The organism is Pseudomonas sp. S3(2024) (genome assembly GCF_036861315.1).
GTDB lineage: Bacteria > Pseudomonadota > Gammaproteobacteria > Pseudomonadales > Pseudomonadaceae > Aquipseudomonas > Aquipseudomonas putida_A.
This window is the reverse complement of sequence record NZ_JAZAQQ010000003.1, coordinates 402,670-427,974: the sequence shown is the minus strand read 5'-3', so window position 1 is coordinate 427,974 and position 25,305 is coordinate 402,670. Positions and strand designations below refer to the sequence as shown.

25 protein-coding genes and 1 pseudogene are annotated in these 25,305 nt (G+C 61.2%); 9 read left to right on the top strand and 17 right to left on the bottom strand.

Annotation, left to right across the window (positions count from 1 at the left end; all coding sequences use genetic code 11):
• Positions 1-154: 154 nt before the first annotated feature.
• Entirely contained in the window at positions 155-1,018 is an 864-nt protein-coding gene (locus VLA07_RS11145; protein ID WP_115986079.1) for a LysR family transcriptional regulator, read from the bottom strand.
• A 16-nt stretch (positions 1,019-1,034) separates the two neighbouring features.
• Entirely contained in the window at positions 1,035-3,350 is a 2,316-nt protein-coding gene (locus VLA07_RS11140) for a heavy metal translocating P-type ATPase (protein WP_333989238.1), read from the bottom strand.
• A gap of 84 nt (positions 3,351-3,434) precedes the next feature.
• Here VLA07_RS11140 and cadR point away from each other — a divergent pair, with 84 nt between their 5' ends.
• Complete coding sequence (gene cadR / locus VLA07_RS11135; RefSeq protein WP_008088440.1) at positions 3,435-3,884, top strand: Cd(II)/Pb(II)-responsive transcriptional regulator; 450 nt, start codon at positions 3,435-3,437, stop codon at positions 3,882-3,884.
• 126 nt (positions 3,885-4,010) lie between these two features.
• Here cadR and VLA07_RS11125 read toward each other — a convergent pair whose 3' ends face one another.
• The 3 genes from VLA07_RS11125 to VLA07_RS11115 form a co-directional block, all read right to left on the bottom strand.
• Positions 4,011-4,982 (bottom strand): thymidylate synthase, encoded by a 972-nt coding sequence (locus VLA07_RS11125; protein WP_333989237.1) that lies wholly within the window; start codon positions 4,980-4,982, stop codon positions 4,011-4,013.
• A gap of 50 nt (positions 4,983-5,032) precedes the next feature.
• On the bottom strand, positions 5,033-5,848 hold the full coding sequence (gene lgt, locus VLA07_RS11120; protein ID WP_007965581.1) for a prolipoprotein diacylglyceryl transferase: 816 nt from the start codon (positions 5,846-5,848) through the stop codon (positions 5,033-5,035).
• A gap of 93 nt (positions 5,849-5,941) precedes the next feature.
• Positions 5,942-6,724 carry a sulfite exporter TauE/SafE family protein gene (locus tag VLA07_RS11115; RefSeq protein WP_027610537.1) on the bottom strand — a complete coding sequence of 261 codons (783 nt, stop codon included), beginning with the start codon at positions 6,722-6,724 and terminating at the stop codon, positions 5,942-5,944.
• Positions 6,725-6,854: 130 nt separating this feature from the next.
• Here VLA07_RS11115 and VLA07_RS11110 point away from each other — a divergent pair, with 130 nt between their 5' ends.
• The gene (locus VLA07_RS11110; protein WP_333989236.1) at positions 6,855-7,601 is read left to right on the top strand and encodes an NRDE family protein; all 747 of its coding nucleotides are present in this window, start codon (positions 6,855-6,857) and stop codon (positions 7,599-7,601) included.
• A 108-nt stretch (positions 7,602-7,709) separates the two neighbouring features.
• Here the strand turns inward: VLA07_RS11110 and ptsP are convergent, their stop codons facing one another.
• Together ptsP and VLA07_RS11100 are read right to left on the bottom strand one after the other, a co-directional pair.
• Entirely contained in the window at positions 7,710-9,989 is a 2,280-nt protein-coding gene (gene ptsP / locus VLA07_RS11105; protein ID WP_047596633.1) for a phosphoenolpyruvate--protein phosphotransferase, read from the bottom strand.
• Between the two features lie 22 nt (positions 9,990-10,011).
• Positions 10,012-10,491, bottom strand: coding sequence for an RNA pyrophosphohydrolase (locus tag VLA07_RS11100; RefSeq protein WP_003229203.1), 480 nt, complete (start codon positions 10,489-10,491; stop codon positions 10,012-10,014).
• A 143-nt stretch (positions 10,492-10,634) separates the two neighbouring features.
• On the opposite strand from VLA07_RS11100, the gene VLA07_RS11095 reads away from it, so the two are divergent.
• Positions 10,635-11,291 carry an HAD family hydrolase gene (locus VLA07_RS11095; protein ID WP_247267263.1) on the top strand — a complete coding sequence of 219 codons (657 nt, stop codon included), beginning with the start codon at positions 10,635-10,637 and terminating at the stop codon, positions 11,289-11,291.
• A 111-nt stretch (positions 11,292-11,402) separates the two neighbouring features.
• Here the strand turns inward: VLA07_RS11095 and VLA07_RS11090 are convergent, their stop codons facing one another.
• Complete coding sequence (locus tag VLA07_RS11090) at positions 11,403-11,828, bottom strand: DUF2269 domain-containing protein (protein WP_121182505.1); 426 nt, start codon at positions 11,826-11,828, stop codon at positions 11,403-11,405.
• Positions 11,829-11,867: 39 nt separating this feature from the next.
• A complete protein-coding gene (ilvA, locus tag VLA07_RS11085; RefSeq protein ID WP_027610533.1) occupies positions 11,868-13,382 on the bottom strand; it encodes a threonine ammonia-lyase, biosynthetic in 1,515 nt (504 codons plus the stop codon).
• 146 nt (positions 13,383-13,528) lie between these two features.
• Between ilvA and rpiA the strand changes: the two genes are divergently transcribed.
• Positions 13,529-14,203, top strand: coding sequence for a ribose-5-phosphate isomerase RpiA (gene rpiA, locus VLA07_RS11080; RefSeq protein ID WP_095137581.1), 675 nt, complete (start codon positions 13,529-13,531; stop codon positions 14,201-14,203).
• Between the two features lie 151 nt (positions 14,204-14,354).
• On the opposite strand, the gene VLA07_RS11075 is transcribed toward rpiA, so the two are convergent.
• The 4 genes from VLA07_RS11075 to VLA07_RS11060 all read right to left on the bottom strand — a co-directional run bounded on the left by VLA07_RS11075 (position 14,355) and on the right by VLA07_RS11060 (position 18,695).
• The gene (locus VLA07_RS11075) at positions 14,355-15,272 is read right to left on the bottom strand and encodes an SdiA-regulated domain-containing protein (RefSeq protein ID WP_150370137.1); all 918 of its coding nucleotides are present in this window, start codon (positions 15,270-15,272) and stop codon (positions 14,355-14,357) included.
• Positions 15,273-15,402: 130 nt separating this feature from the next.
• A complete protein-coding gene (locus tag VLA07_RS11070) occupies positions 15,403-16,326 on the bottom strand; it encodes an SdiA-regulated domain-containing protein (RefSeq protein ID WP_247267262.1) in 924 nt (307 codons plus the stop codon).
• 267 nt (positions 16,327-16,593) lie between these two features.
• Positions 16,594-17,259 carry a fumarylacetoacetate hydrolase family protein gene (locus VLA07_RS11065; RefSeq protein ID WP_027610530.1) on the bottom strand — a complete coding sequence of 222 codons (666 nt, stop codon included), beginning with the start codon at positions 17,257-17,259 and terminating at the stop codon, positions 16,594-16,596.
• A 41-nt stretch (positions 17,260-17,300) separates the two neighbouring features.
• Positions 17,301-18,695 (bottom strand): FAD-binding oxidoreductase, encoded by a 1,395-nt coding sequence (locus VLA07_RS11060; protein WP_183782925.1) that lies wholly within the window; start codon positions 18,693-18,695, stop codon positions 17,301-17,303.
• A gap of 204 nt (positions 18,696-18,899) precedes the next feature.
• Here VLA07_RS11060 and serA point away from each other — a divergent pair, with 204 nt between their 5' ends.
• Complete coding sequence (serA, locus tag VLA07_RS11055) at positions 18,900-20,129, top strand: phosphoglycerate dehydrogenase (protein ID WP_003229219.1); 1,230 nt, start codon at positions 18,900-18,902, stop codon at positions 20,127-20,129.
• A gap of 62 nt (positions 20,130-20,191) precedes the next feature.
• On the opposite strand, the gene VLA07_RS11050 is transcribed toward serA, so the two are convergent.
• Complete coding sequence (locus VLA07_RS11050; RefSeq protein WP_027610528.1) at positions 20,192-20,617, bottom strand: DUF4399 domain-containing protein; 426 nt, start codon at positions 20,615-20,617, stop codon at positions 20,192-20,194.
• A 135-nt stretch (positions 20,618-20,752) separates the two neighbouring features.
• On the opposite strand from VLA07_RS11050, the gene VLA07_RS11045 reads away from it, so the two are divergent.
• Entirely contained in the window at positions 20,753-21,322 is a 570-nt protein-coding gene (locus VLA07_RS11045; RefSeq protein ID WP_096797592.1) for a transporter substrate-binding domain-containing protein, read from the top strand.
• A gap of 120 nt (positions 21,323-21,442) precedes the next feature.
• Here the strand turns inward: VLA07_RS11045 and VLA07_RS11040 are convergent, their stop codons facing one another.
• Both VLA07_RS11040 and VLA07_RS11035 read right to left on the bottom strand, forming a co-directional pair.
• Positions 21,443-21,928 carry a DUF523 domain-containing protein gene (locus tag VLA07_RS11040; RefSeq protein WP_333989235.1) on the bottom strand — a complete coding sequence of 162 codons (486 nt, stop codon included), beginning with the start codon at positions 21,926-21,928 and terminating at the stop codon, positions 21,443-21,445.
• Between the two features lies 1 nt (position 21,929).
• Positions 21,930-22,562 (bottom strand): 2OG-Fe(II) oxygenase, encoded by a 633-nt coding sequence (locus VLA07_RS11035; protein WP_333989234.1) that lies wholly within the window; start codon positions 22,560-22,562, stop codon positions 21,930-21,932.
• Between the two features lie 108 nt (positions 22,563-22,670).
• On the opposite strand from VLA07_RS11035, the gene VLA07_RS11030 reads away from it, so the two are divergent.
• Both VLA07_RS11030 and VLA07_RS11025 read left to right on the top strand, forming a co-directional pair.
• A complete protein-coding gene (locus tag VLA07_RS11030; RefSeq protein ID WP_333989233.1) occupies positions 22,671-23,420 on the top strand; it encodes a DUF2059 domain-containing protein in 750 nt (249 codons plus the stop codon).
• Positions 23,359-23,565 (top strand): annotated as a pseudogene (locus tag VLA07_RS11025) (alpha/beta hydrolase); the annotation flags it as partial. The gene VLA07_RS11030 and the pseudogene VLA07_RS11025, both read left to right, overlap by 62 nt.
• Before the next feature lie 94 nt (positions 23,566-23,659).
• On the opposite strand, the gene VLA07_RS11020 reads toward VLA07_RS11025, so the two are convergent.
• Positions 23,660-24,607 (bottom strand): alpha/beta hydrolase, encoded by a 948-nt coding sequence (locus VLA07_RS11020; protein WP_330205845.1) that lies wholly within the window; start codon positions 24,605-24,607, stop codon positions 23,660-23,662.
• Between the two features lie 99 nt (positions 24,608-24,706).
• Between VLA07_RS11020 and VLA07_RS11015 the strand changes: the two genes are divergently transcribed.
• The gene (locus VLA07_RS11015; RefSeq protein ID WP_330205844.1) at positions 24,707-25,285 is read left to right on the top strand and encodes a DUF6436 domain-containing protein; all 579 of its coding nucleotides are present in this window, start codon (positions 24,707-24,709) and stop codon (positions 25,283-25,285) included.
• Positions 25,286-25,305: the final 20 nt, after the last annotated feature.

The window sequence follows — 25,305 nt, the reverse complement described above, 5'->3', positions numbered from 1 at the left end:
ATTCGGGGATTTTGGTTCAGGTTTCAAGTCATGGGTTGCCTGGACTGACGCCTTCGCGAGCAAGCCCGCTCCCACAGGGGGACCGTGTTCACAACACACATCCAATGTGGGAGCGGGCTTGCTCGCGAAGAGGCCCATATGTGCACTGAAGAAATCAGGCCGGAGACATCTCTTGGGCCAAGCCGAGGAAGGCCGCCGGCAACCGCGCGCCCTTCCTTTCTTTCAAGCAGTAAAGGTACTCGGGAATCTGCGGCGCATTCTCGATGGTCAGCACCCGCAATTGCGGATCGTGCGGCACTTCCTGACGAGCAATGATGCTGATGCCGATATTGCGCAGCACCGCCTCACGGATCGATTCGCGGCTGCCAATTTCCAGCAGCGGCCCGAAACTGACCCCGGCGCTTTCCAGCAACTCCTCGGTCAAACGGCGGGTGGTCGAGCCGGATTCGCGCATCAGCAAGGTATGCCCGGCCAGCGCACTCAACACCACATGTTCCTGCGCCGCCAGCGGATGATTGCGATGCACCGCCAGCACCAGTGGATCGCTGCCCAATACCCGGCGAATCAACCGCGCATCCTCTAGCAACTGCGACGACGCCGCGACATCCACCCGGTAATCCTCCAGCGCTTCGAGCACCTGCTGCGAGTTGCCGATCTCCACCGATACTTCCACCTGCGGCAGACGCTCGCGGAAGGTCTTCACCAGATCGAGGATGTAATACGGCGCAGTGGCAGCGATGCGCAACGTGCCCTGCACCTGACCGCTGTTGCGCAGGAAGAACTCGATGTCGGCCTCCTGCTGCAACAGCGCCTTGACCATCGGCAGCAGCCGCGCGCCTTCGTCGCTGACACTCAAGCGTCGGCCGCCACGGTAGAACAGCTCCACCGAGTACTGACTTTCCAGATTACGAATCTGCGTGGTCACGGTGGGTTGGCTGAGGCCGAGCTTTTTCGCCGCCAGCGTAATGCTGCCCAGGCGGGCGACCATATAAAACGCTTTCAGCTCGGCACTCAGCACAACCATCCCTCATCGTTTATTTACGCAGCAGGCGCAAACCGTTGAACACCACCAGCAGGCTCACGCCCATGTCGGCGAACACCGCCATCCACATGGTGGCGAGTCCGGCGAAGGTTACCCCAAGAAAGATAGCCTTGATCACCAGGGCCAAGGCGATGTTCTGTTTCAAGATGCTCGCGGTATCGCGCGACAGGCTGATGAACGCGGGAATCTTGCGCAGATCGTCGTCCATCAGGGCGACATCGGCGGTTTCAATCGCGGTGTCGGTGCCAGCGGCCGCCATGGCGAAACCGATCTCGGCGCGGGCCAGTGCAGGAGCGTCGTTGATACCGTCGCCGACCATGCCGACCCTATGCCCCTGCGCATAAAGCTCTTCGATAGCTTGCAGCTTGTCAGTCGGCAGCAAGTCGCCTTTGGCTTGATCGATGCCGACCTGCGCCGCGATGGCCTGCGCGGTGTGCACGTTGTCACCGGTGAGCATCAGGGTTTTCACGCCCAACGCGTGCAATTGACGGATCGCTTCGCGGCTGGATTCCTTGACCGTGTCGGCCACGGCGAACAGCGCCAGCGGGCCGGAACTGTCGAGCAGCAACACCACGGATTTGCCCTGTTTCTCCAGCGCAAACAGCTTCTCTTCGAGTTGCGGCGAGCATAGGCCTAGCTCCTCGACCAGACGATGATTGCCCAGGTGATAGGTCTGGCCGTTGACCTGTCCCTTCACGCCACGACCGGCCAGCGCTTCGAAGTTATCCACAGTCAGCACGGCGAGTTTTTTATCCACAGCCGCATTGGCGATGGCCAGCGACACCGGGTGATCTGAGCGCCCGGCCAGTGCGGCGGCGATTGCCGGAGCGCTGGCGTCGGCGGTCGGGTCGAGCGACAGGTAATCGGTCTGCACCGGTTTGCCGTGGGTGATGGTGCCGGTCTTGTCCAGCGCCAGATAATCGAGCTTGAAACCGCCCTCCAGATACACGCCGCCCTTGACCAGAATGCCTTTGCGCGCCGCTGCCGCGAGGCCGCTGACGATGGTCACCGGGGTAGAGATCACCAGTGCGCACGGGCAGGCCACCACCAGCAGCACCAGCGCGCGGTAGATCCAGTCGAACCACGCCGCGCCCATGAACAGCGGCGGAATGATCGCCACCGCCAGCGCCAGCACGAACACCACCGGGGTATAGATTTTCGAGAACTGATCGACGAAGCGCTGCGTCGGCGCCCGCGCACCCTGAGCCTGCTCGACGGCGTGGATGATCCGCGCCAGGGTCGAGTTGTTCGCCGCCGCAGTCACCGAGTATTCCAGCGAACCGGCCTGGTTGATGGTGCCGGCGAAGACTTTGTCGCCGATGGTTTTCTCCACCGGCAGGCTTTCACCGGTGATCGGCGCCTGATCGATGGTCGAACTGCCGCTGACGACCTCGCCGTCCAGCGCAATGCGCTCGCCGGGTTTTACCCGCACGCGGGCGCCGAGTTCGACGCTTTTAACCTCTTGTTCGATCCAGTTGCCGTCGGCTTGCTGCACCGTGGCCTGTTCCGGGGTCATCTGCATCAGGCCGCTGATGGCATTGCGCGCACGATCCAGCGAGCGCGCCTCGATCAGCTCGGCCACGGTGAACAGGAACATCACCATCGCCGCTTCCGGCCACTGACCGATGAGGATTGCGCCGGTCACCGCGATGCTCATCAGCGCGTTGATGTTGAGGTTGCGGTTCTTCAGGGCGATCCAGCCCTTTTTATAGGTGGTCAGGCCGCCGCTGAGGATCGACACCAGCGCAATGATCGCCACCACCCAGGTCGGTGCAGCGTTGGTGAAGTGGATCACCTCGGCGGCGAGCGCACCGACGCCGGACAGCGCCAGGGGCCACCAGTGTTTTTTTACCAGCGCCGGGGCCGGGGCTTCGACGCCCGCCTCCAGCGGCTCGGCGTGCATGCCCAGCGAGGTGATCGCCTCGGTGATCGGCGCGGTGTCGCGCAGATTGTGGGTCACGCCGAGCACGCGGTTGATCAGGTTGAATTCCAGTTGCTGCACACCGGCCAGCTTGCAGAGTTTGTTCTGGATCAGCGTCTGCTCGGTCGGGCAGTCCATCGCTTCGATGCGGAAACTGCTCAGGCGGGCGTCAGCGCTGGTCTTTTCACTCAGTTGCACCAACGCAGGCGCGGCGACTGTCGACGAGCAGCAAGAATCTTCGTGCGAATGAACCGGTGCCGGTGCTGCGGCTTTCGACCCGCAGCAGGAATCGCCGCCATGTTCGTGCTTATGCACAGGCTGCAATTTATGGCTGTGGCTATGATCGTGCCCGTCGCCGGGCTTGTGGGTGTGCTGGGAATCGCTCATTGGTCGCGTCCATGAAGGTGCCTGTTGCCAAGTAAAGACCCTGTAGCCACTATAGGGTCAAGCACCCTTTTGGAGATTGCCGTCATGAAGATCGGAGAACTGGCGAAACTCACCGACTGCGCCGTGGAAACCATCCGCTATTACGAGCGCGAAAACCTGCTGCCGGAACCGGCGCGCAGCGATGGCAACTACCGCGTTTACACCCAGGCCCACGCCGAACGCCTGACCTTCATCCGCAACTGCCGCACCCTCGACATGACCCTCGAAGAAATCCGCAGCCTGCTGGCCATGCGCGACAGCCCGCAGGATCAGTGTGAAAGCGTCAATACGCTGATCGACGAGCACATCCAGCATGTGAAAGCGCGGATTGACGGGTTGCTGGCGTTGCAGACACAACTGCTCGACCTGCGCCAACGCTGTGGCGAAGGGCCGGGGGCGGATCAGTGCGGGATCTTGCAGCGGCTGGAGGTGAGTGGCGGGGTTGTGGCGACGGAAGTCGAACACTCCCACGTAGGCCGTAGCCACGGCCACTGAGCCTTACACAGAACCCAATGTGGGAGCGGGCTTGCTCGCGAAGGCGGAGTGGCAGTCGACATCATCGTTAACTGATACACCGCTTTCGCGAGCAAGCCCGCTCCCACAGGGTATTACGTGAAGCTTTTAGACCGCCATCGGCGCGGTCATCGGCGCGTGGTGCTCATAGCCTTCCAGCGAGAAATCGCTCGGTTCTACCAGCTCCAGCCACTCCGGCTCGTACACACCGGTCTTGGCAAACTCCGGCACGCGGTCGGAGATTTTCAGTTTCGGCATGGCGAATGGCTCGCGTTTGAGCTGTTCGTTGAGCATGTCCAGGTGGTTCTCGTAGACGTGCGCATCACCGATGAAATAGGTGAACCAGCGCGGCGTGTAGCCGGTCAGGCGCCCGATCAGGCTTAGCAGGGCGGCGCCCTCGGTGAGGTTGAACGGCGTGCCCAGGCCCAGGTCGTTGGAGCGGATGTACAGGGTCAGGGAGATCTCTTTGGTCTCGACGTTCGGGTGGAACTGGTACAGCAGATGGCATGGCGGCAGGGCCATTTCATCGAGCTGGGCGCAATTCCAGCCATGGAACAGGATACGGCGGCTGCCCGGGTCCTTGATGATCGTGTCGACGCACTGGCGCACCTGGTCGATGGCTTTGTACAGCACCACATAGGCCTGGCCGTCTTCTTCGCCTTGAGCGATCTGCTTGTAGCCGTTGCTCAGGGTCTGTTCGATGGCGGCGGTGTTGCTCAGCGGGATCTGCTTGTACGCCGGCCATTTGCGCCATTGCACGCCGTAGATTTCGCCGAGGTCGTCCTCGCCCTGACGGAACGGGTTGGCCAGCCATTGCGCATTTTCGTTAGCGTTCTGGTCCCAGACCTTGCAACCCAGCGCGCGGAATTCAGCAGCGCTGTTCACGCCACGCAGAAAACCGCACATCTCGCCGATGGCCGACTTGAAGGCCATCTTGCGGGTGGTGATCGCCGGAAAGCCTTCCTGCAGATCGAAACGCAGCATCGCACCCGGGAAGCTGATGGTGTTGATGCCGGTGCGGTTGGCCTGTTTGGTGCCGTTCTGAATGACGTGCGAGACCAGTTCGAGATATTGCTTCATGAGTTACCTGTGTCCTTTGAGCCCCGGCGTCGCGCGCCGGGGTTCGTAGTTTAAGCGGTCGGCGCGAGCGGCGCTGCCGGCGCACGACGATAGGCCAGCCAGATCAGGAACAGCCCGCCGACGATCATCGGTACGCACAGAACTTGACCCATGGTCAGCCAGTTCCAGGCCAGGTAGCCCAGTTGCGCGTCCGGTACGCGGACGAACTCGACAATAAAACGGAAAATTCCGTAAAAAAGCGCGAACATGCCGGATACGGCCATGGTCGGACGCGGTTTACGCGAGAACAACCACAGGATCAGGAACAGCGCCACGCCTTCGAGCGCGAACTGATACAGCTGCGACGGGTGACGCGGCAACTGCGCCGGATCGCTGAACGGCGGGAAGATCATCGCCCATGGCACGTCGGTCGGCTTGCCCCACAGCTCGGCGTTGATGAAGTTGCCGATACGCCCGGCACCCAGACCGATCGGCACCATCGGCGCAACAAAGTCCATCAGTTGGAAGAAGGTCTTGCCGTTACGCTTGCCGAACCACAGCGCGGCGAGCATCACCCCGATGAATCCGCCATGGAACGACATGCCGCCTTTCCACACTTCGAAAATCAGCGTCGGGTTGGCGATGTAGGCGCTCAGATCATAGAACAGCACGTAACCCAGACGTCCACCGACAATCACCCCCATCGACAGCCAGAACACCAGATCGGAGAGCTTCTCTTTGGTCCAGGTCGGGTCGAAACGGTTGAGCCGGCTCGACGCCAGCAGCCATGCGCCGCCGATGCCGACGAGGTACATCAGGCCGTACCAGTGGATTTTCAGCGGACCGATGGCCAGGGCCACCGGGTCGATCTGCGGGTAAGGCAGCATTGCGACTCCTCGTTAGAGTTGAAACCAAAATTCCCGGGCGACGCTGCCACCTCAGGATTAAGCCAGGATTGCGGCCCGTTCTGACCCAGCGGATCAGAGCAGGAAATTCAGGCCCACGCAGAACAGCAAAGCGGCGAACAGCCGTTTCAGCAAGCGCGGCGACAATCTGTGTGCCAGGCGCGCGCCGAGACGGGCGAACACCATGCTGGTCAGGGCAATGCCCAGCAGCGCCGGCAAATAGACAAAACCGAGACTATGCGGCGGCAACAGCGGATCATGCCAGCCCAGAATCATGAAACTTAACGCACTCGCCACAGCAATCGGCAAGCCACAGGCCGACGACGTTGCCACCGCCTGCTGCATCGGCACGCTGCGCCAGGTCAGGAACGGCACGGTCAGCGAGCCGCCGCCGATTCCGAAAATCGCCGAGGCCCAGCCGATTACACTGCCGGCCACGGTCAGACCGAGTTTGCCCGGCACCGTTCGACTGGCCTTGGGTTTGACCTCCAGCGCCAGTTGCACAGCAATGACCAAGGCGAACACGCCGATGATCTTCTGCAGGTTCGGCCCGGAAATCGCCTCCGCCGTCAGCGCACCAAAACCGGCGCCTAGCAGAATGCCGACGGTCATCCACATGAAGATCGGCCAGCGCACCGCACCACGTCGATGATGTTCACGCACGGCATTGACCGAGGTGAAGATGATCGTAGCCAGGGAAGTGCCAACAGCCAGGTGCGTGAGGATCGACTGATCGAATCCCTGCAAGGTAAAACTGAATACCAGCACCGGGACAATAATGATCCCGCCGCCCACCCCGAACAGCCCGGCCAGCACGCCCGCACAGGCGCCCAACGCCAGATAGAGCAGAAATTCCATGACCGTCTCCCAGACGCATCCCCAAAACCGGAGCGGCATGGTAACGGATGCATGCCCTTTGGCTCCACTTGCGATGGATGCACGGACGCCGACTGCGTAGAGTGAGCAGAAAACACACAAGGACCACCTTATGTGCCTGATCGTTTTCGCTTGGCGCCCGGGCCATGCCCAGCCGCTGATCGTCGCGGCCAACCGTGACGAGTTCTACGCCCGCCCGAGCCTGCCGCTGGCGCCATGGGCCGACGCGCCGCAAGTGCATGCCGGGCGCGATCTTGAGGCTGGCGGCACCTGGTTGGGGATCGGCGCCAACGGGCGCTTCGCCGCGCTGACCAATATCCGCGATCCGCACCAGCCGCCGGCGCGCAAGTCGCGGGGAGAGCTGGTGGCGCGGTTTCTCACGGGTGATGCTTCGATTGATGATTATTTGCGAGATGTGGCCGGTCGCGCGCCGGAGTACGCCGGGTTCAACCTGCTGCTGGGCAATGCCCACGAGCTGTGGCACTTCAATGCGCGGACGTCTGAACCGGTGATGCTCGAACACGGGGTTTACGGGCTGTCGAATGCCGGGCTGGATACGCCGTGGCCGAAATTGCTCAAGGCCAAGGCTTCATTGAGTGCGGTGCTGGATGATCCGCAGCCTGCGCGACTGCTGGGGTTACTGAGCGATGCGCAGACCGCGCCGTTTAATGAATTGCCGGACACCGGGGTCGGGCTGGCGACTGAATCGTTACTGTCGAGTGTGTTTATTGCCAGTCAAAGTTACGGGACGCGGGCGAGTACGGCGTTGATTGTGCAGGCGGACGGCACGCGGCGAATGGTCGAGCGCAGTTTCGGGCCGTATGGCGGGCATTTGGGTGAGGTGGAAGTTCAGGTTTAGCGGTAGCGGGACTGACGCCTTCGCGAGCAAGCCCGCTCCCACATTGGTTCTGTGATCGACACAAATCCCTGTGGGAGCGGGCTTGCTCGCGAAGGGTCCATCAGCCTTTCAGAGGGCCTTGTTGACCGCCGGCGGATTCATCTTCGACAGCCCGAGATTCTTCAGCGCCAGTTGCAGCGAGCTGTGGATCACTTGCGGGTTATCGATCTTCATCAGCTCCGCCAGCAGATCCTTGGCCTTGCTCAGGTTGATCTGGCGCAGCATCCACTTCACTTTCGGCAAGTTGGTGGCGTTCATCGACAAGCTGTCGAAGCCCATCGCCATCAACAGCACCGCCGCTGCCGGGTCACCGGCCATTTCGCCGCAGATGCTCACCGGTTTGCCTTCGGCATGCGCGTCGCGGACCACGGTTTGCAGGGCTTGCAGCACCGCCGGGTGCAGGTAGTCGTAGAGGTCGGCCACTCGCGGGTTGTTGCGATCCACCGCCAGCAGGTACTGGGTCAGGTCGTTGGAGCCGACCGACAGGAAGTCCACCTGCCGCGCCAGTTCCTTGGTCTGGTACACCGCAGCCGGAATTTCAATCATCACCCCGATTGGCGGCATCGGCACGTCGGTGCCTTCGTCACGCACTTCGCCCCAGGCCCGGTGGATCAAGTGCAGGGCTTCTTCGAGTTCGTGGGTGCCGGAGATCATCGGCAGCAGGATCCGCAGGTTGTTCAGGCCTTCGCTGGCCTTGAGCATCGCGCGGGTCTGCACCAGGAAGATTTCCGGGTGGTCGAGGGTCACGCGAATCCCGCGCCAGCCGAGGAACGGGTTGTCTTCCTTGATCGGGAAGTACGACAGCGACTTGTCACCGCCGATGTCCAGGCTGCGCATGGTTACCGGTTGCGGGTGGAACGCGGCGAGTTGCTCGCGGTAGATCGCCAGTTGTTCCTTTTCGCTCGGGAAACGCTGGTTGATCATGAACGGCACTTCGGTGCGGTACAGACCGACACCTTCGGCGCCGCGCTTCTGCGCCCGCGCCACGTCCGCCAGCAGGCCGGTATTGACCCACAACGGCATGCGATGGCCATCGAGGGTCACGCACGGCAGGTCACGCAGGGTGTCGAGGCCCAGCGCCAGTTGTTTCTCTTCTTCGACCACCTCGGCGAACTGCTTGCGCAGCACATCGCTGGGGTTGGTGTAGACCTCGCCGCGGGTGCCATCGACGATCACCTCGATGCCATCGACCTTGGCGTACGGCAGGTCGACCAGACCCATCACCGTCGGAATGCCCATGGCCCGGGCCAGGATCGCGACGTGGGAGTTACCCGAACCGAGGACCGACACCAGACCGACCAGCGTGCCTTCCGGCACCTCGCCGAGCATCGCCGGCGTCAGCTCTTCGCTGACCAGAATGGTTTTTTCCGGGTAGACCAGGTTCTGCTGACGCTCTTCCTGCAGGTAGGCCAGCAGGCGGCGGCCGAGGTCTTTGACGTCCGACGCACGCTCGCGCAGGTAGGCGTCGTCCATCAGTTCGAAACGGTTGACGTGCTCAGTGACCACCTGACGCAGTGCGCCCTGAGCCCACTGGCCGGTCTTGATCACGGTGGTGATTTCGCTGCCCAGCGAAGCATCGTCAAGCATCATCAGGTAGACGTCGAACAGCGCACGCTCTTCCGGGCGCAGCTGGGTCGCGAGCTTGGCGGACAACGCGCGCATGTCGGCGCGCACGCCTTCGATGGCGGTCTTGAACAGCGCCAGCTCGGCGTCGATGTCGGTGATGGTTTTATCTGGCACCACGTCCAGATCCGCCGGCGGCAGCATGACCACCGCAGTACCGACCGCCGCACCCGGCGAACCCGGTACGCCGACGAACTTGGCTTCCTGAATGCCCTTGCCCTGACGGCCCAGGCCACGGATCGACCCGGTGGCCTCGGCGTGGGCGATTACGCCGGCGAGCTGCGCGCTCATGGTCACGAGGAAGGCTTCTTCACCTTCATCGAACTGGCGGCGTTCTTTCTGCTGGATGACCAATACGCCGACGACGCGGCGGTGGTGAATGATCGGCGCCCCGAGGAAGGAGGCGTAGCGCTCCTCGCCGGTTTCGGCGAAGTAGCGGTAGCGCGGGTGATCCGCGGCGTTTTCGAGGTTCAGGGGTTCTTCACGCGTGCCGACCAGACCCACCAGACCTTCGTTGGGTGCCATGCTGACCTTGCCGATCGAGCGCTTGTTCAAGCCCTCGGTGGCCATCAGGACGAAGCGGTTGGTCTCGGGATCAAGCAGGTAGACCGAGCAGACCTGGCTGCCCATGGCCTCTTTGACGCGCAACACAATAATCCCCAACGCCGCCTTGAGATCCTTGGCGGAGTTAACTTCCTGGACGATCTTGCGCAGCGTATTGAGCATGGCTCGGGGTCGAACTCCGTCGTCAGTCGCGCGCTAAAAGGCGCGGGGCAAGCTCTTTGAGGGCGCGTCGATACACCTCGCGCTTGAATGTCACCACCTGGCCCAACGGATACCAATAACTGACCCAGCGCCAGCCATCGAACTCCGGTTTACCGGTCAAATCCATCCGCACCCGCTGCTCGTTGGAGATCAGGCGCAGGAGAAACCATTTCTGCTTCTGGCCGATGCACAGCGGTTGGCTGTGGGTACGCACCAGACGTTGCGGCAAACGATAGCGCAACCAGCCACGAGTACAGGCCAGTATTTCAACATCTTCACGTTCCAGGCCAACTTCTTCGTTCAGCTCGCGGTACAAGGCGTCCTCCGGCGTCTCCTCGGGGTTGATTCCCCCTTGTGGAAACTGCCAGGCATCTTGATTGATACGGCGAGCCCATAGCACCTGGCCGGCGTCATTCGTCAGAATGATCCCGACATTGGGGCGGAAACCATCGGGGTCGATCACGGCAACAACCTCGCAAACGCATGTCGCCGCATTGTTCCACAAAGCTTGATAAGGCGGCAACGAAGGTTCCTACCTTATGTGCACTCTTGTGAAAAGACCGTATTCTTGTCGCCTTTTTACTGACTTTTCAGCGGGTAACTGCAATGCGCCTGGCTCTATTCGATTTGGACAACACCCTTCTGGGCGGCGACAGCGATCACGCTTGGGGCGACTATCTGTGCGAACGCGGCTTCCTCGATCCGGTGGCGTACAAGCAGCGCAACGACGAGTTCTATCAGGATTACCTGGCCGGCCAGCTGGATAACGCCGCGTACCTGAACTTCTGCCTGGAAATCCTCGGCCGCACCGAAATGGCCGTGCTTGAACAGTGGCACAACGACTACATGCGCGACTGCATCGAGCCGATCGTGCTGCCCAAGGCGCTGGAACTGCTGAAACAGCACCGCGACGCCGGCGACAAACTGGTGATCATCACCGCCACCAACCGCTTCGTCACCGCCCCGATTGCCGTGCGCCTGGGCGTCGAAACCCTGATCGCCACCGAGTGCGAGATGGTCGATGGCCGCTACACCGGGCGCAGTACTGATATTCCGTGCTTCCGTGAGGGCAAGGTGACGCGCCTGAATCGCTGGCTCGACGAAACCGGGTATTCGCTGGATGACAGCTATTTCTACAGCGATTCGATGAATGATTTGCCGCTGCTGGAGCAGGTGGCGAACCCGGTGGCGGTGGATCCGGATCCGAATCTGCGCGCCGAGGCCGAGAAGCGGGGCTGGCCGGTGATTTCGTTGCGCGACTGATATCGCTATCGCGAGCAGGCTCACTCCTACAGTGGAGCGCATTCCAAATTTGGAACTCGGGCAACTGTAGGAGTGAGCCTGCTCGCGATGAGGTCGACGCGGTCTCAAGCCTTAAACAGGCTTGGCGCCCATCAACCCGGCAATCGCGATAAAGCAGACAAAGCTGAACAACGCCAAGGCAAAAGTGAACCTGCCAACGCCGCCCGGCGCCTTGCGCAAGCGATTCAACCGCACCAGCAACCAGAACCACGCCAGCGCCGCCACGGTGTACAGCACGCTGGAGGCCAGCAGCCAGGTCTGCCCCAGCGGCCAGCCGACCAGATGCACCATGCCCCAGCCGGTGAACGGCATGCTCAACAACGCCAGGCCCATCAACAGCCAGATGAACACCCGTGGCCGTTGCAAGGTGCGGCTGCCCGCCGTTGCATCACCTTTGCGTTTTGCCAGAAAAACCCAGACTCCCAACCCGAGCGCACCGGCCAGCAACACTACAGTGGCGACCATGTGCGCGGTTTTCAGGGCAGTTAACGTTTCCATTGTTCGATTTCCTCAGGGCCTGCCCATCAGCGTAGCCGCTCAGCCAAGAAACAGCTGATAGGCCGGGTTCTCGCTTTCATCCCAGTACGGGTAGCCGATTTCTTCAAGTGCCGCCGGCACCAGATGACGTTCGTCATGCGGTACTTGCAGGCCGGCGACCACCCGGCCGTCTGCCGCGCCATGATTGCGATAGTGGAACATCGAGATGTTCCAGCGCCCGCCGAGCTTGTTGAGAAAGTTGAACAGCGCGCCCGGACGCTCCGGGAATTCGAAGCGGAACACCACTTCGTCGATCACGTGCGCCGCGTGGCCGCCGACCATGTGGCGGATGTGCAACTTGGCCAGTTCGTTGTCGGTCAGGTCGAGTACCGGGAAGCCCTGCTCGGTCAGGCTCGCCAGCAGTGCGCTGCGTGGGTCGTTTTCCGGGTGAGTCTGTACGCCGACGAAGATGTGCGCTTCGCTGCCGGTGTTGTAGCGGTAGTTGAATTCGGTGATCTGGCGCTTGCCGATCGCTTCGCAAAACGCCTTGAAGCTGCCGGCCTGCTCCGGGATGGTCACGGCGATGATCGCTTCGCGACCCTCGCCCAGCTCGGCGCGCTCGGCGACGTGGCGCAGGCGATCGAAGTTGACGTTGGCCCCGGAGTCGATGGCGACGAAGGTCTGGCCACTGACGCCGCGCAACTCGACGTACTTCTTGATCCCGGCCACGCCCAAGGCGCCGGCAGGTTCGGTGATCGAGCGGGTATCGTCGTAAATATCCTTGATGGCCGCGCAGATCTCGTCGGTGCTGACGGTGATCACTTCGTCGACGTAATCCTTGCAGATGTCGAAGGTGTGCTGGCCGATCTGCGCCACGGCCACGCCGTCGGCGAAGATGCCCACGGTCGGCAGCACCACGCGCTCGCCGGCGGCCATGGCCGCTTGCAGGCAGTTGGAGTCGTCCGGCTCGACGCCGATGACCTTGATGTCCGGACGCAGGTATTTCACGTACGCCGCGATGCCGGCAATCAGACCGCCGCCGCCGACCGGCACGAAAATCGCGTCCAGCGGTTGCGGGTGCTGGCGCAGAATTTCCATCGCCACGGTGCCCTGCCCGGCAATGGTGTGCGGATCGTCGTACGGGTGGATGTAGACGTAGCCCTTTTCATCGACCAGTTTCAGCGAGTAGGCCAGTGCTTCCGGGAAGGAATCGCCGTGCAGCACGACTTTGCCGCCGCGCGAACGCACGCCTTCGACCTTGATCTCCGGGGTGGTCTTGGGCATCACGATGGTCGCTTTCACGCCCAGCACTTTCGCCGCCAGCGCCAGACCCTGCGCATGGTTGCCCGCCGACGCGGTGACCACGCCACGGGCGCGCTCTTCGTCGGTCAGTTGGGTCAACTTGTTGTACGCGCCGCGAATCTTGAACGAGAACACCGGCTGCAAGTCTTCGCGCTTGAGCCAAATGTCATTGCCCAGCCGCTCGGAGAGCTGGCGAGCGTTCTGCAGCGGGGTTTCTACGGCAACGTCATAAACGCGCGAGGTGAGGATCTTTTTGACGTACTGTTCGAGCATCGGAAAGCATCACTGGCGATTGGGCGGGACCGACGAGTCTAACCCGGCTTTTGCCCGTGCGACCACACGAATCAGGAGGTTTTAGCCCGGCTTGCGGCTATAATGCCGGCCTTTCCGAACTCACCTTGCCCGCTTCCGGAGCCCGCATGACCCAGGATCAACTCAAACAGGCAGTGGCTCAGGCCGCCGTCGACTTCATCCTTCCGAAACTCGACGACAAGAGCATCGTCGGGGTCGGCACCGGCTCCACCGCCAACTGCTTCATCGATGCACTGGCCCAGCACAAGGGCGCATTCGATGGCGCGGTTGCCAGCTCCGAAGCCACTGCGGCGCGCCTCAAGGGCCACGGGATTCCGGTGTATGAGCTGAACACCGTCAGCGACCTGGAGTTCTACGTCGACGGCGCCGACGAGAGCGACGCGCACCTGAACCTGATCAAGGGCGGCGGCGCGGCCCTGACCCGCGAGAAGATCGTCGCGGCCGTGGCCAAGACCTTCATCTGCATCGCCGACGCCAGCAAACTGGTGCCGGTGCTGGGCGAATTCCCGCTGCCGGTCGAAGTGATCCCGATGGCCCGCAGCCACGTCGCCCGCCAACTGGTGAAACTGGGCGGCGATCCGGTGTACCGCGAAGGCGTGCTGACCGACAACGGCAACATCATCCTCGACGTGTACAACCTGCAGATCACCAACCCGGTGGAGCTGGAAGCGCAGATCAACGCGATCGTCGGCGTGGTCACCAATGGCCTGTTCGCGGCGCGTCCGGCGGATCTGCTGTTGCTGGGCACCAGCGAAGGTGTGAAAACCCTGAAGGCTGAGTAAGCCCAGACTGCCCACACTCTTGCAGGCAAATGCATTCCCCCCTGTGGGAGCGGGCTTGCTCGCGAATGCGGTGTGTCAGATACATTAATTTTTCTGATACACCGCATTCGCGAGCAAGCCCGCTCCCACATTTGGTTTTTTGGGGTGTCAGTCAGTTTTGCGCAGGTTTCTTGAAGACATAAAACAAGTTCGGCTCACTCACCAGATACAACGTCCCGTCGTCATCCATCGCAATGCCTTCGGCTTGCGGCACCCTCTTCTGCAAACCCTGCCGCCCCTTGTTCAGCGACAAGGTACTCAGCGGCCGCCCGTCCACATCCAGTTCCAGAATCAGCCCCGACTCGTCGGACAGCGCCAGCAAATGGCCGCTGCGCTCGTCGTATTGCAGGCTCGACAGATCGCGCACGAACATCCCGGCATCGCGCTTGGGGTTGTTGATCACGTGCACCGCGTAGGACTTTTCCGGATTGAAGTGCGGAAAACCGTGCACCTCATAAATCAGCATGGGGTCACGCTCCTTGGCGACGAACAGGCGCTTGCCCACCGAGTCATACGCCAAGCCTTCGAAGCCCTTGTTGCCGCTCATGTGCACGCCCAGAGTCATCTGTTCAGCGTCCGCCGCATCAAGGAACGTGGTGTCCCGCTCCAGATGCACCTTGATCAGGCGTTGCTGGCGCTCGTCGGTGATCACATAGGTGTCGGCGCTGATGAACTCCACCGCTTCAGGATCGCCGAAGCCAATCAGCGCGATGCGCCGCAGGATTTTGCCGTCGAGGGACAACTCGACCAGCTCGGCATTCTTGTTGGTCACGGTGAACAGGCTTTTGCGCACCGGATCGTAGGTCAGCGCCGAGACATCGTCGTTCAGGCCGTCGATGACCCTGGCTTCGACTTCGACTCGGTATTGATCCAGACCAATGGCCTCGCTGCTCAACGGCTGCCACAAGGTATGCAGATTGAACCAGGCGCGCTCGAACAGGCGCAGGTATTGGCCGATCGCGATCAACACGATCAGGACAACAACCGACAGGATGATAAACAGGGGTTTGGGGCGGGCAAGTCGACGCATTCAGGCAGGCTCGGGATCAAAACAGGCGGATGAAATATCACGCCTGTCTGAACTGAAGCTTAATGGCCACTTGCCTCAGGCCACAAGACAACCCTGCGGCAGCTCCTACATGAGGATTAGTGAAAGGTGGTTATTTCTGCTTTTCGAAGCGATAGAACAGGTTCGGCTCGCTGACCATGTACAGCGTACCGGCGTCGTCCATGGTCACGCCTTCGGCGCGGGGGATGGTGTCCTTCAAACCATTGAAGCCGCCAAGCAGGGTCATGAAGCTGACCTGCTCACCCTTCTCGTCCAGCTCCAACAACAGATGCGAATCGGCAGACAGCACCAGGGTGTGGCCGGTACGCGGGTCGATCGCCAGCGCCGACAGGTTGCGGATATCCAGTTCATCGCTGGCCAGCTTCTGCTTGTCGCCCTTGAGGATCTGGCTGCCGTCGCTCTTCCAGGTAAACAGCGCCGGCGGACGCTCTTCGCCCAGCAGTAGCTGTTGATTGTGCGGATCCCAGGTGATTGCTTCGAATGCCTTGTTCTGGTTTTTCGACGGACCGAGATCGTATTTCGGGAAGTCGGCGATATTCAGCTCGCGGGTGCTGGCATCGACCTTGACGATGGTCAGCAGGTGTTCGCGCTCATCAACAATCGCCATCAGGCCGTTTTCCATCACGGTCACGCCTTCCGGGTTGCTCCAGCCCACTAGCGGCATCTTGCGCAGCACATCACCCTGCAGGGTCAGTTCGACCAGAAACGGATTCTTGCCCATCACCGAAAACAGGGTTTTGGTCTGCGGGTTGTAGGACAGGTCCGAGGCCTCGTCCTTTTCCATGCCCGGCAGCAGTTTGCCGTCGATCACCGCCCGATAGTCCGGCAGCCAGATACTCGCCTTTTGCTCGGTCTGGCTTTCGAAGCGCTCGCGCAGCCACAGCAGGCCACGGTCGTCCCAGTGCATGGCAAACGCCAGGCCATACGCGGCGGCAAGCACCAGCAACAGCCAGACATACCAGCGCAGGGCGAAACGTGAGCGACGAGGAGGATTGAGCTGAGTGTGAGCTGACATCAGGGACGCGTTCCGAAAATTCAGGCTAAGGGTAATAGCACAAAGAGGCCGGCTCAGACGCCAGAATGCGAGGAATTATCCGGACAGGATGTGAAAAAAACGGCAAATGGCGGGATTGGCGTGTGCCGCCAACCTTCTTCAGGACACCACAAAGCGATGTGGGAGCGAGCCTGCTCGCGAAGACGAAGTATCAGTCAACAATGATGTCGACTGACCTGGCGCCTTCGCGAGCAGGCTCGCTCCCACAAGGGATTTGCGGCGTGGCGATTAACGTACGCTGCTGCTGAAGCTGCTCGCGCCAACCAGTTCCAGCACGATGTCGTCGCCGACATTCAGCGGGCCGACGCCCACTGGCGTGCCGGTGAGGATCACGTCGCCGGCCTGCAGCGAGAAGCAGCCGGCCATGTGCTGGATCATCGGCACGATCGGGTTGAGCATCGCGCTGCTGTTGCCGTCCTGGCGTACTTCGCCGTTGATGGTCAGGCGAATGCCGATGTCGGTCAGGTCTGGGAAAGTGCTGCCGACCACGAACGGGGCAATCACCGCCGCGCCGTCGAACGACTTGGCGATTTCCCATGGCAGGCCCTTGGACTTGAGCTCGGCCTGCTTGTCACGCAGGGTCAGGTCCAGCGCCGGGGCGAAACCGGAGATCGCGTCGAGCACTTCTTCACGGCTCGGCTTGGTCGACAGCGGCTTGCCGATCAACACGGCGATTTCCGCTTCGTAGTGCACCGAACCGCGCTCGGTCGGAATGCTGAACCCGCCTTCCAGCGGCACCACGCAACTGCCCGGCTTGATGAACAGCAACGGCTCGGTAGGCACCGGGTTGTCCAGTTCCTTGGCGTGTTCGGCATAATTACGGCCAATGCACACCACTTTCCCGATCGGGAAGTGAATGCGCGTGCCGTCGACGTACTGGTGCTGATAGCTCATTTACCGACTCCTGCCTTCATTGATTCATCAGGGATTGCCAATCAAACCGCGAAGATCTTGCCCGGGTTCATGATGCCGTTGGGGTCGAACACCGCTTTGACCGCTTTCATGTACTCGATTTCGACCGGCGAACGGCTGTACGTCAAGTAGTCGCGCTTGGTCATGCCCACGCCGTGCTCGGCGGAAATCGAACCGTTGTATTTCTCGACGGTTTCGAACACCCACTTGTTGACGGTCGCGCACTTGGCGAAGAACTCGTCCTTGCTCAGATTATCCGGCTTGAGAATGTTCAGGTGCAGGTTGCCGTCGCCGATGTGGCCGAACCAGACGATTTCGAAGTCCGGGTAGTATTCGCCGACGATCGCGTCGATTTCCTGCAGGAATGCCGGGACTTTCGACACGGTGACCGAGATGTCGTTCTTGTACGGCGTCCAGTGCGAGATGGTCTCGGAGATGTACTCGCGCAGCTTCCACAGGTTCTGCAGCTGGGTTTCGCTCTGGCTCATCACACCGTCCAGCACCCAGCCCTGCTCGACGCAGTGTTCGAAGGTTTCCAGCGCCGTGTTGGCCACTTCTTCGCTGGTCGCCTCGAACTCCAGCAGCGCGTAGAACGGGCACTCGGTGTCGAACGGCGCCGGCACATCGCCACGGCCCAGTACTTTGGCCAGGGCCTTGTCGGAGAAGAATTCGAACGCGGTCAGGTCGAGCTTGCCCTGGAAGGCGTGCAGCACCGGCATGATCGAGTCGAAGTCGGCGGTGCCGAGGACCATCGCGGTGAGGTTTTTCGGCGCGCGATCCAGACGCATGGTCGCTTCGACCACAAAGCCGAGGGTGCCTTCGGCGCCGATGAACAACTGGCGCAAGTCGTAACCGGTAGCGTTCTTGATCAGGTCCTTGTTCAGCTCCAGCACATCGCCCTTGCCGGTAACCACTTTCAGGCCGGCGACCCAGTTACGGGTCATGCCGTAGCGAATCACCTTGATCCCGCCGGCATTGGTGCCGATATTGCCGCCAATCTGACTGGAACCGGCCGACGCGAAGTCCACCGGGTAGTACAGGCCGTTTTCTTCGGCGACGTTCTGCAAGTGCTCGGTGACCACGCCCGGCTGACACACGGCGGTGCGGTCAGTGAGGTTCACGTCGAGAATCTGGTTCATGTAGTCGAACGAGACGACCACTTCGCCATTCGCGGCAACGGCGGCGGCGGACAGCCCGGTGCGCCCGCCCGACGGCACCAGCGCCACTTTATGGGTGTTGGCCCAACGGACAATGGCCTGCACCTGTTCGATGGTCTTGGGAAACACGATGGCGCTTGGCGCGGGCGCAAAGTGCTTGGTCCAATCCTTGCCGTACGCATTCAGGGAGTCGGCGTCGGTCAGGACCTTGCCAGGCTCGACCAGGGTCTTCAGTTCATCAATCAGGGCAGGATTGGTCATCGACAGAACTCTCGAACAATTCATGGTCATCCTGAAGACGCTTCACGTCGCAGGAATGAGTGTTTAGCAGGGTGGCTATGCTAGCATACCGACCCCGCAGGCCAGTGCCCAAGGCCAGTTCTGCGGTGACGGCTTTCTTGTCGTCCAGGTCAATGTCTGTTGACCATTTCCTGCCATTTTTCTCCGGGATACAGGTTTACGCAGATGAGCAAGACTTCTCTCGATAAGAGCAAGATCAAGTTCCTTCTTCTCGAAGGCGTCCACCAATCGGCTGTCGACGTCCTCAAGGCGGCGGGCTACACCAGCATCGAATACCTGACAGGCTCCTTGCCGGAAGCCGAGCTCAAGGAAAAGATCGCTGACGCTCACTTCATCGGCATTCGTTCGCGCACCCAACTGACCGAAGAGATCTTCGATCACGCGAAGAAGCTGGTCGCGGTCGGCTGTTTCTGCATCGGCACCAACCAGGTTGACCTGAGTGCTGCCCGCGAGCGCGGTATCGCCGTGTTCAACGCGCCGTACTCCAACACCCGCTCCGTCGCGGAACTGGTACTGGCCGAAGCGATCCTGCTGCTGCGCGGCATCCCTGAGAAAAACGCTTCCTGCCACCGTGGCGGCTGGATCAAGTCCGCAGCCAACTCCTTCGAGATCCGTGGCAAGAAACTCGGCATCGTCGGCTACGGCTCGATCGGTACGCAGCTGTCGGTTCTGGCGGAAGGCCTGGGGATGCAGGTGTTCTTCTACGACACCGTGACCAAGCTGCCGCTGGGCAACGCCACTCAGGTCGGCAACCTGCACGAGCTGCTGGGCATGTCCGACATCGTCACCCTGCACGTTCCGGAAACCGCGGCGACCCAGTGGATGATCGGCGAGAAGGAAATCCGCGCCATCAAGAAGGGCGGCATCCTGATCAACGCCGCGCGCGGCACCGTGGTCGAGCTGGACGCCCTGGCGGACGCGATCAAGGACAAGCACCTGATCGGCGCGGCCATCGACGTATTCCCGGTGGAGCCACGCTCCAACGACGAAGAGTTCGAAAGCCCGCTGCGTGGCCTGGACAACGTGATCCTGACCCCGCACATCGGTGGCTCGACTGCCGAAGCGCAGGCCAACATCGGTCTGGAAGTGGCGGAAAAACTGGTCAAGTACAGCGACAACGGTACATCCGTTTCGTCGGTGAACTTCCCGGAAGTGGCCCTGCCGGCTCACCCTGGCAAGCACCGTCTGCTGCATATCCACGAGAACATTCCGGGTGTGATGAGCGAGATCAACAAGGTCTTCGCCGAAAACGGTATCAACATCTCCGGTCAGTTCCTGCAGACCAACGAGAAAGTCGGTTACGTGGTGATCGACGTTGACGCCGAGTACTCGGAGCTGGCGCAAGAGAAGCTGCAACACGTCAACGGTACTATCCGTAGCCGCGTGTTGTTCTGATCCGACGCTGAGCGACAAAAAAAGGGAGCCTTCGGGCTCCCTTTTTCATGCGTGCGAAAACGTCATTCGACGTTGACGGTGATCTTTTTCGACACGATCGGCGGATCAAACGCCATATGGCCGCTGTCGCCCAGCTCCAGTTGCAAGGTGTGCTTGCCCGGGGCCAGTTTGATCGTGGCCTCGGTCTGCGCCTTGCCGAAGTGCATGTGGTTGGCATCGGTCGGCACGACGGAACCGGCCGGAACGATTTCCTTGGCATCAATCAGCAGGTGGTGGTGACCGGTGTTCTTGGTGACGTCACCGGCGGGTGCCAGCGCAACGTCCTTGACCCCGAACTTGACCTTGAACTCCTGAGAAACCGTGGCCCCGTCTTCGGGAGAAACGATGAACACTTCGGCGCCCTTGGGTGCCGGGGTCGCTGCACTGGCCAGCACTGAAACACCCATCAACAGGCCAGCCAAGGCTGCTCGTGACATAAACGTTTTCATTCTCTTCTCCAGTTTTTCCGTAAAATCCGCGCGGTCATGACAACTTCATGACCATTCGTTGTCGAAGGCACTCGACAACCATAGCAAAGCGAGCCTGACTCAGAGCATCGCAATAATGATTTCAAAGGAGTGACCATGCGCTTTCTGCCTGGCCTGATTTGCCTGCTACCCCTTCTGAGCCCTCTGGCTCACGCCGAACTGATTGATGACGTCAACGACCGTGGCGAGTTGCGCATTGCCCTTGAGGCTAATACACCGCCCTTCAATTTCAAGGATGGCGACACACTCACGGGGTTCGAGGTCGAGCTTGGGCAACTGCTGGCCAACGAGCTGGATGTGCGCGCCGACTTCATCGTCACCGACGAAGCCGACCTGCTCCAGGGCGTTGAAAGCGGCAAGTACGACGTCGCGCTCAACCACATAGCACTGACACCTGAACTCAAGGATCGTTTCGACGTCAGCGAGCCTTACGGCAAGGTCGATTCGCAGCTGCTGGCGAAGAAGGATGAGCAGCCTCGACCGATGGTGCTGGTACAGGCGCTGACCGAGGAGAAGCCGAAGACGGCGGTGCCGGTGGAGTTGGCGATTCCGTTTCAGAAGGGTAATCCGGCGTTTCAGGCGAGCCTTGCGGGTGCATTGCAGCGGATCAAGGCGGATGGGCGGTTGGCGGCGCTGTCGCAAAAGTGGCTCACCGAGTCCAGGTAAATACATAAACCCTGTGGGAGCGGGCTTGCTCGCGAATGCGGTGTGTCAGTCAACATCATCTTTGAATGACACACCGCATTCGCGAGCAAGCCCGCTCCCACAAGGATTTTGTGGAGTTTTTTAGTTGAGGTGGGTCAGGGCGATTGCGGCCTCAGACAATTCGAGCTCACTGAACACCTGCACCCCGTGGCGTTTGAGCAGCGCCGCCGTAACGCCTTCTCCCGAGACCTTCACCCCACTGAACGTCCCGTCATAGGTCAGCAAATTCCCGCAAGAAGGACTGTTGGCCTTGAGCACCGCGACGCGGATGCCGTGCTTTTGCACCAGCGCCAGCGCCTGCCGCGCACCATCGAGAAACTGCGCGCTGACGTCCTCGCCCTCGGTGGTGATCACCGCCGCCTTGCCATCGAGCACTTCGGCGCCCTGCCCGCCGGGGATTTCCGCCGCAGCACGCGGGGTTGGCAAACCGCCAGCCACTTCGGGACACAGCGGCACCACACGGCCTTCGGCGATCCACTGTTCGAGCAGATCGAACGGCCCGCTGGCCCCGCCGTCGTAACGCACGCGGTGGCCCAACAGGCAGCGGCTGACCAGAATTTTCTGCATATCAGAACGGCTCGTTGCCACGGCGGCGGAACCAGCCGGTCAGCGACAGGCGTTCGCGGTGCGCCGGCAGCACTTCATGGGGCACCTCGCCGGAGAGGAACACCACCAGACAGCCGCCGGTGGGTTGCACATCGTGGACGCGCTCATCGTCCAGATACATGCGCAACTGACCGCCGTCTTCCGGCAGCCACGCGTCATTGAGGTAGACCACCGCCGAGACCATGCGCCGGTCATCGTCGCGAAAACGGTCGACGTGCTTGCGGTAAAACGCGCCCGGCGGATACAGGGCGAAATGACACTCGAAATCCTCCAGCCCGAGGAACAACCCGCGATTGAGCGCCTCGCGCAGGCTTTCCATCAGATTCAGATAACGGTCGCTGGCCTCGGCCTGGCCCGGGTCGATCCACTGGATGTGGTCGCCACGAATACCCTCGCGAATCTCCGAAAACGGCCCACGGCCTACCGCTGCCGGCGCCAGCTCACCCTTGGCCTCACGTTTGCGGCACTCGGCCGCCAGCTCGCGGGTCAAACCTGCGGGCAGGAAAATGTTCTGCTGCGACCAGCCGTGTTCGGCCAGGTCGTCGACGATGCGTAACAGCAGCGGGTGCTCAGAGGATATTTGCATGGCGCGCATAGTATGCCTGCGGCAAGAAATCCGACAGAGCCACGCAGCGGCTTGCTACGAATTCTCGACAAGTACCGGCACCGCACGGAGAATAGTCCGCTGCTGACAGGAGTCCCTATGCGCCGTTTGCTTTTTTCACTGTTGATGTTCTGCGTTTTGCCCGCCTGGGCGGACGGCCACGATCAGTTGTACAAGATCGCCGGCTGGCCAGATCAACGTGCGCATTTCAATGATGCCCTGAGTGCCGCGCAGCAGCGCTACCAGAACAACCTGCCGCCGGCGGTGTTTCAAGCCCTGGTCAACAACAGCAACCAGCGCTTCGCCCCCCAGGCCATGGATCAGCGTGCCGAAGCGCAACTGCGCCAGCACCTTGCCGATCCACAACCGGCGCTGACTTTTTTTCAATCGCCGCTGGGCAAGAAAATCGTCGCCGCTGAATTGCTCGCCACCCGTCGCGATCAACTGGCGAAGAACGCCAAGGGCCTGCCGAAGATGCAGGCCAGCGACAGCCGCCTGCTGATCATCGGCCATCTGGCGCAAGCGCTGCCGGCGCGCGAGGCCGGTGCCGAGGTCAGCCTGGCGATTGCCGGGGTGGCGGCGGACAGTTTGAGCTCGATGATCCCCGGCCTCCTCGGCGGCGGTCAGGCGCAAGGCATGCTGAACGGTCAGCGCCAGCGCCTGATGGAGCAGATCGGCGCCGACCTGAACAACACGCTGCTCTACGTTTATCGCGATCTGTCGGATGACGAACTGGAGCAGTTCGCGACCTTCGCCGAGTCCAGCGAGGGCAAGGCGTATNAAAAAAAGTCCGCGACGGCCGCTGATCATTCAGGGGCAGGCGGACATGACCGTGGACTGGCAGCATAACTTGCAGGTGCTGAAGTGGAAGTTCGACCGGCCACAGATTCTGCTGCTGCCAGAGGCGCGGCATCATCTGGCGAACGAGACGCTGGAGATGCGCGAGGAGTATTTCGAGTTTCTGAACAAGCGGATCAGGGGCAGAAATTTGTAGTGTTTGAAGGGCCTCTTCGCGAGCAAGCCCGCTCCCACAGTTGATCGCGGTCTCCTGTGGGAGCGGGCTTGCTCGCGAAGAGGCCCTTCAAACACTACAAATTTCTGCCCCTGATCCGCTTGTTCAGAAACTCGAAATACTCCTCGCGCATCTCCAGCGTCTCGTTCGCCAGATGATGCCGCGCCTCTGGCAGCAGCAGAATCTGTGGCCGGTCGAACTTCCACTTCAGCACCTGCAAGTTATGCTGCCAGTCCACGGTCATGTCCGCCTGCCCCTGAATGATCAGCGGCCGTCGCGGACTTTTTTTCGCGTGTTCGACGCGGATGATCCAGCGCGACAGTGCACCGACCCACGCGGTCGGCAAACGTTTTGGCTGTAACGGATCGGTCTGCAGGAACGGCAGGAAATCCGGGTCGTTGGAGTTCTCGCTGAAGCGCCGGGCGATGCCCCGCACGAAAGGCCTCAGCAGGTAATAACTGAGCTGCGACCAGCCCCAGGCGCGCGGACGCACCAGCGGTGCCAGTAGAATCAACTGACCTTGCGCCGGACTGTTCTCGCCATGGTTGAGCACATGGTCGACGACGATCGCGCCGCCAGTGCTTTGTCCGCACAGATGCCAGGGTTGCGGCAGGGCGATCGAACTGGCTTCGGCGAACAACGCCTGCAAGGCGTCCTGGTATTCGGAGAAGTCGCGAATGCTCGCCCGCGGCCCACTCGACAAACCATGACCCGGCAAGTCGCAGGCGATGACGGCAAAATCCTGATCCAGCGCCCACTCGATCACATGCCGATACAGCCCGGTGTGATCGTAAAAACCGTGCAGCAGAAACAGCGTGCCCTTGACCTTTTCCGGCCACCAGCAATGGCTGACCAGTTCATAACCATCGACGTCGAAACGGCCCATGCCGCGCCAGACATCGCGCTCGGGAAAGTCGGTTTTATAAAACCGCTGATACGCCTTGGCTTCGTCCGACAACGGCTGCCACTGGGCCAAAGGCTTGAGGCTGGCGCGTAAATGATCGGCATCGAAAGTGTCAGGCATGCGGGTATTCCAAAGCGGTAAACAGACTTTATCGGCCTGCGATATTCATCTGTTGCGGCAAGCATGGCAAGCTAGCCCCCCTTCGAGGATCGAAAAACCATGCGCTCGCCCTACCGCACCGCACTGTTTGCCAGCCTGCTCGCGCTTGTGTGTGCCGGGGTGCTGTGGGCGGCGTACGACTGGTTTCAGGGACGCTATCTGCGCGCGTTCAGTCAGCACACCGCGGTGTTTTCCGGTGATCCGTTGCGCCTGCCGGATGAACTGGCCGGCCCCGGCAAAATCCGTCTCGTGCATTTCTGGGACCCGGCCTGCCCGTGCAACGTCGGCAATCAACAGCACCTGACCGAGATGGTCGAGCAGTACGGCGCGCGCGGTGTGGAATTCTTCGCCGTGCAGCGCGCCGGCTCCCACGGTCAATTGCCTGCGACCCTGAGCAACCTGAAAACCATCGCCGTGCTGCCCGGCTCCGAGCAGATCCCGGCCAGTCCCGCCGTGGCGATCTGGGACCGTAGCGGCAAACTGGCGTACTTCGGCCCTTACAGCGAAGGGCTGACCTGCAACTCCAGCAACAGCTTTATCGAACCGATCCTCAATGCCCTGACCGATGATCGCCCGGTCAACGCCACTCACACCCTGGCGGTCGGTTGTTATTGCCCTTGGCCGGTGCTGGCGCAGTAAGGCATTCCGGACTTTTCGAG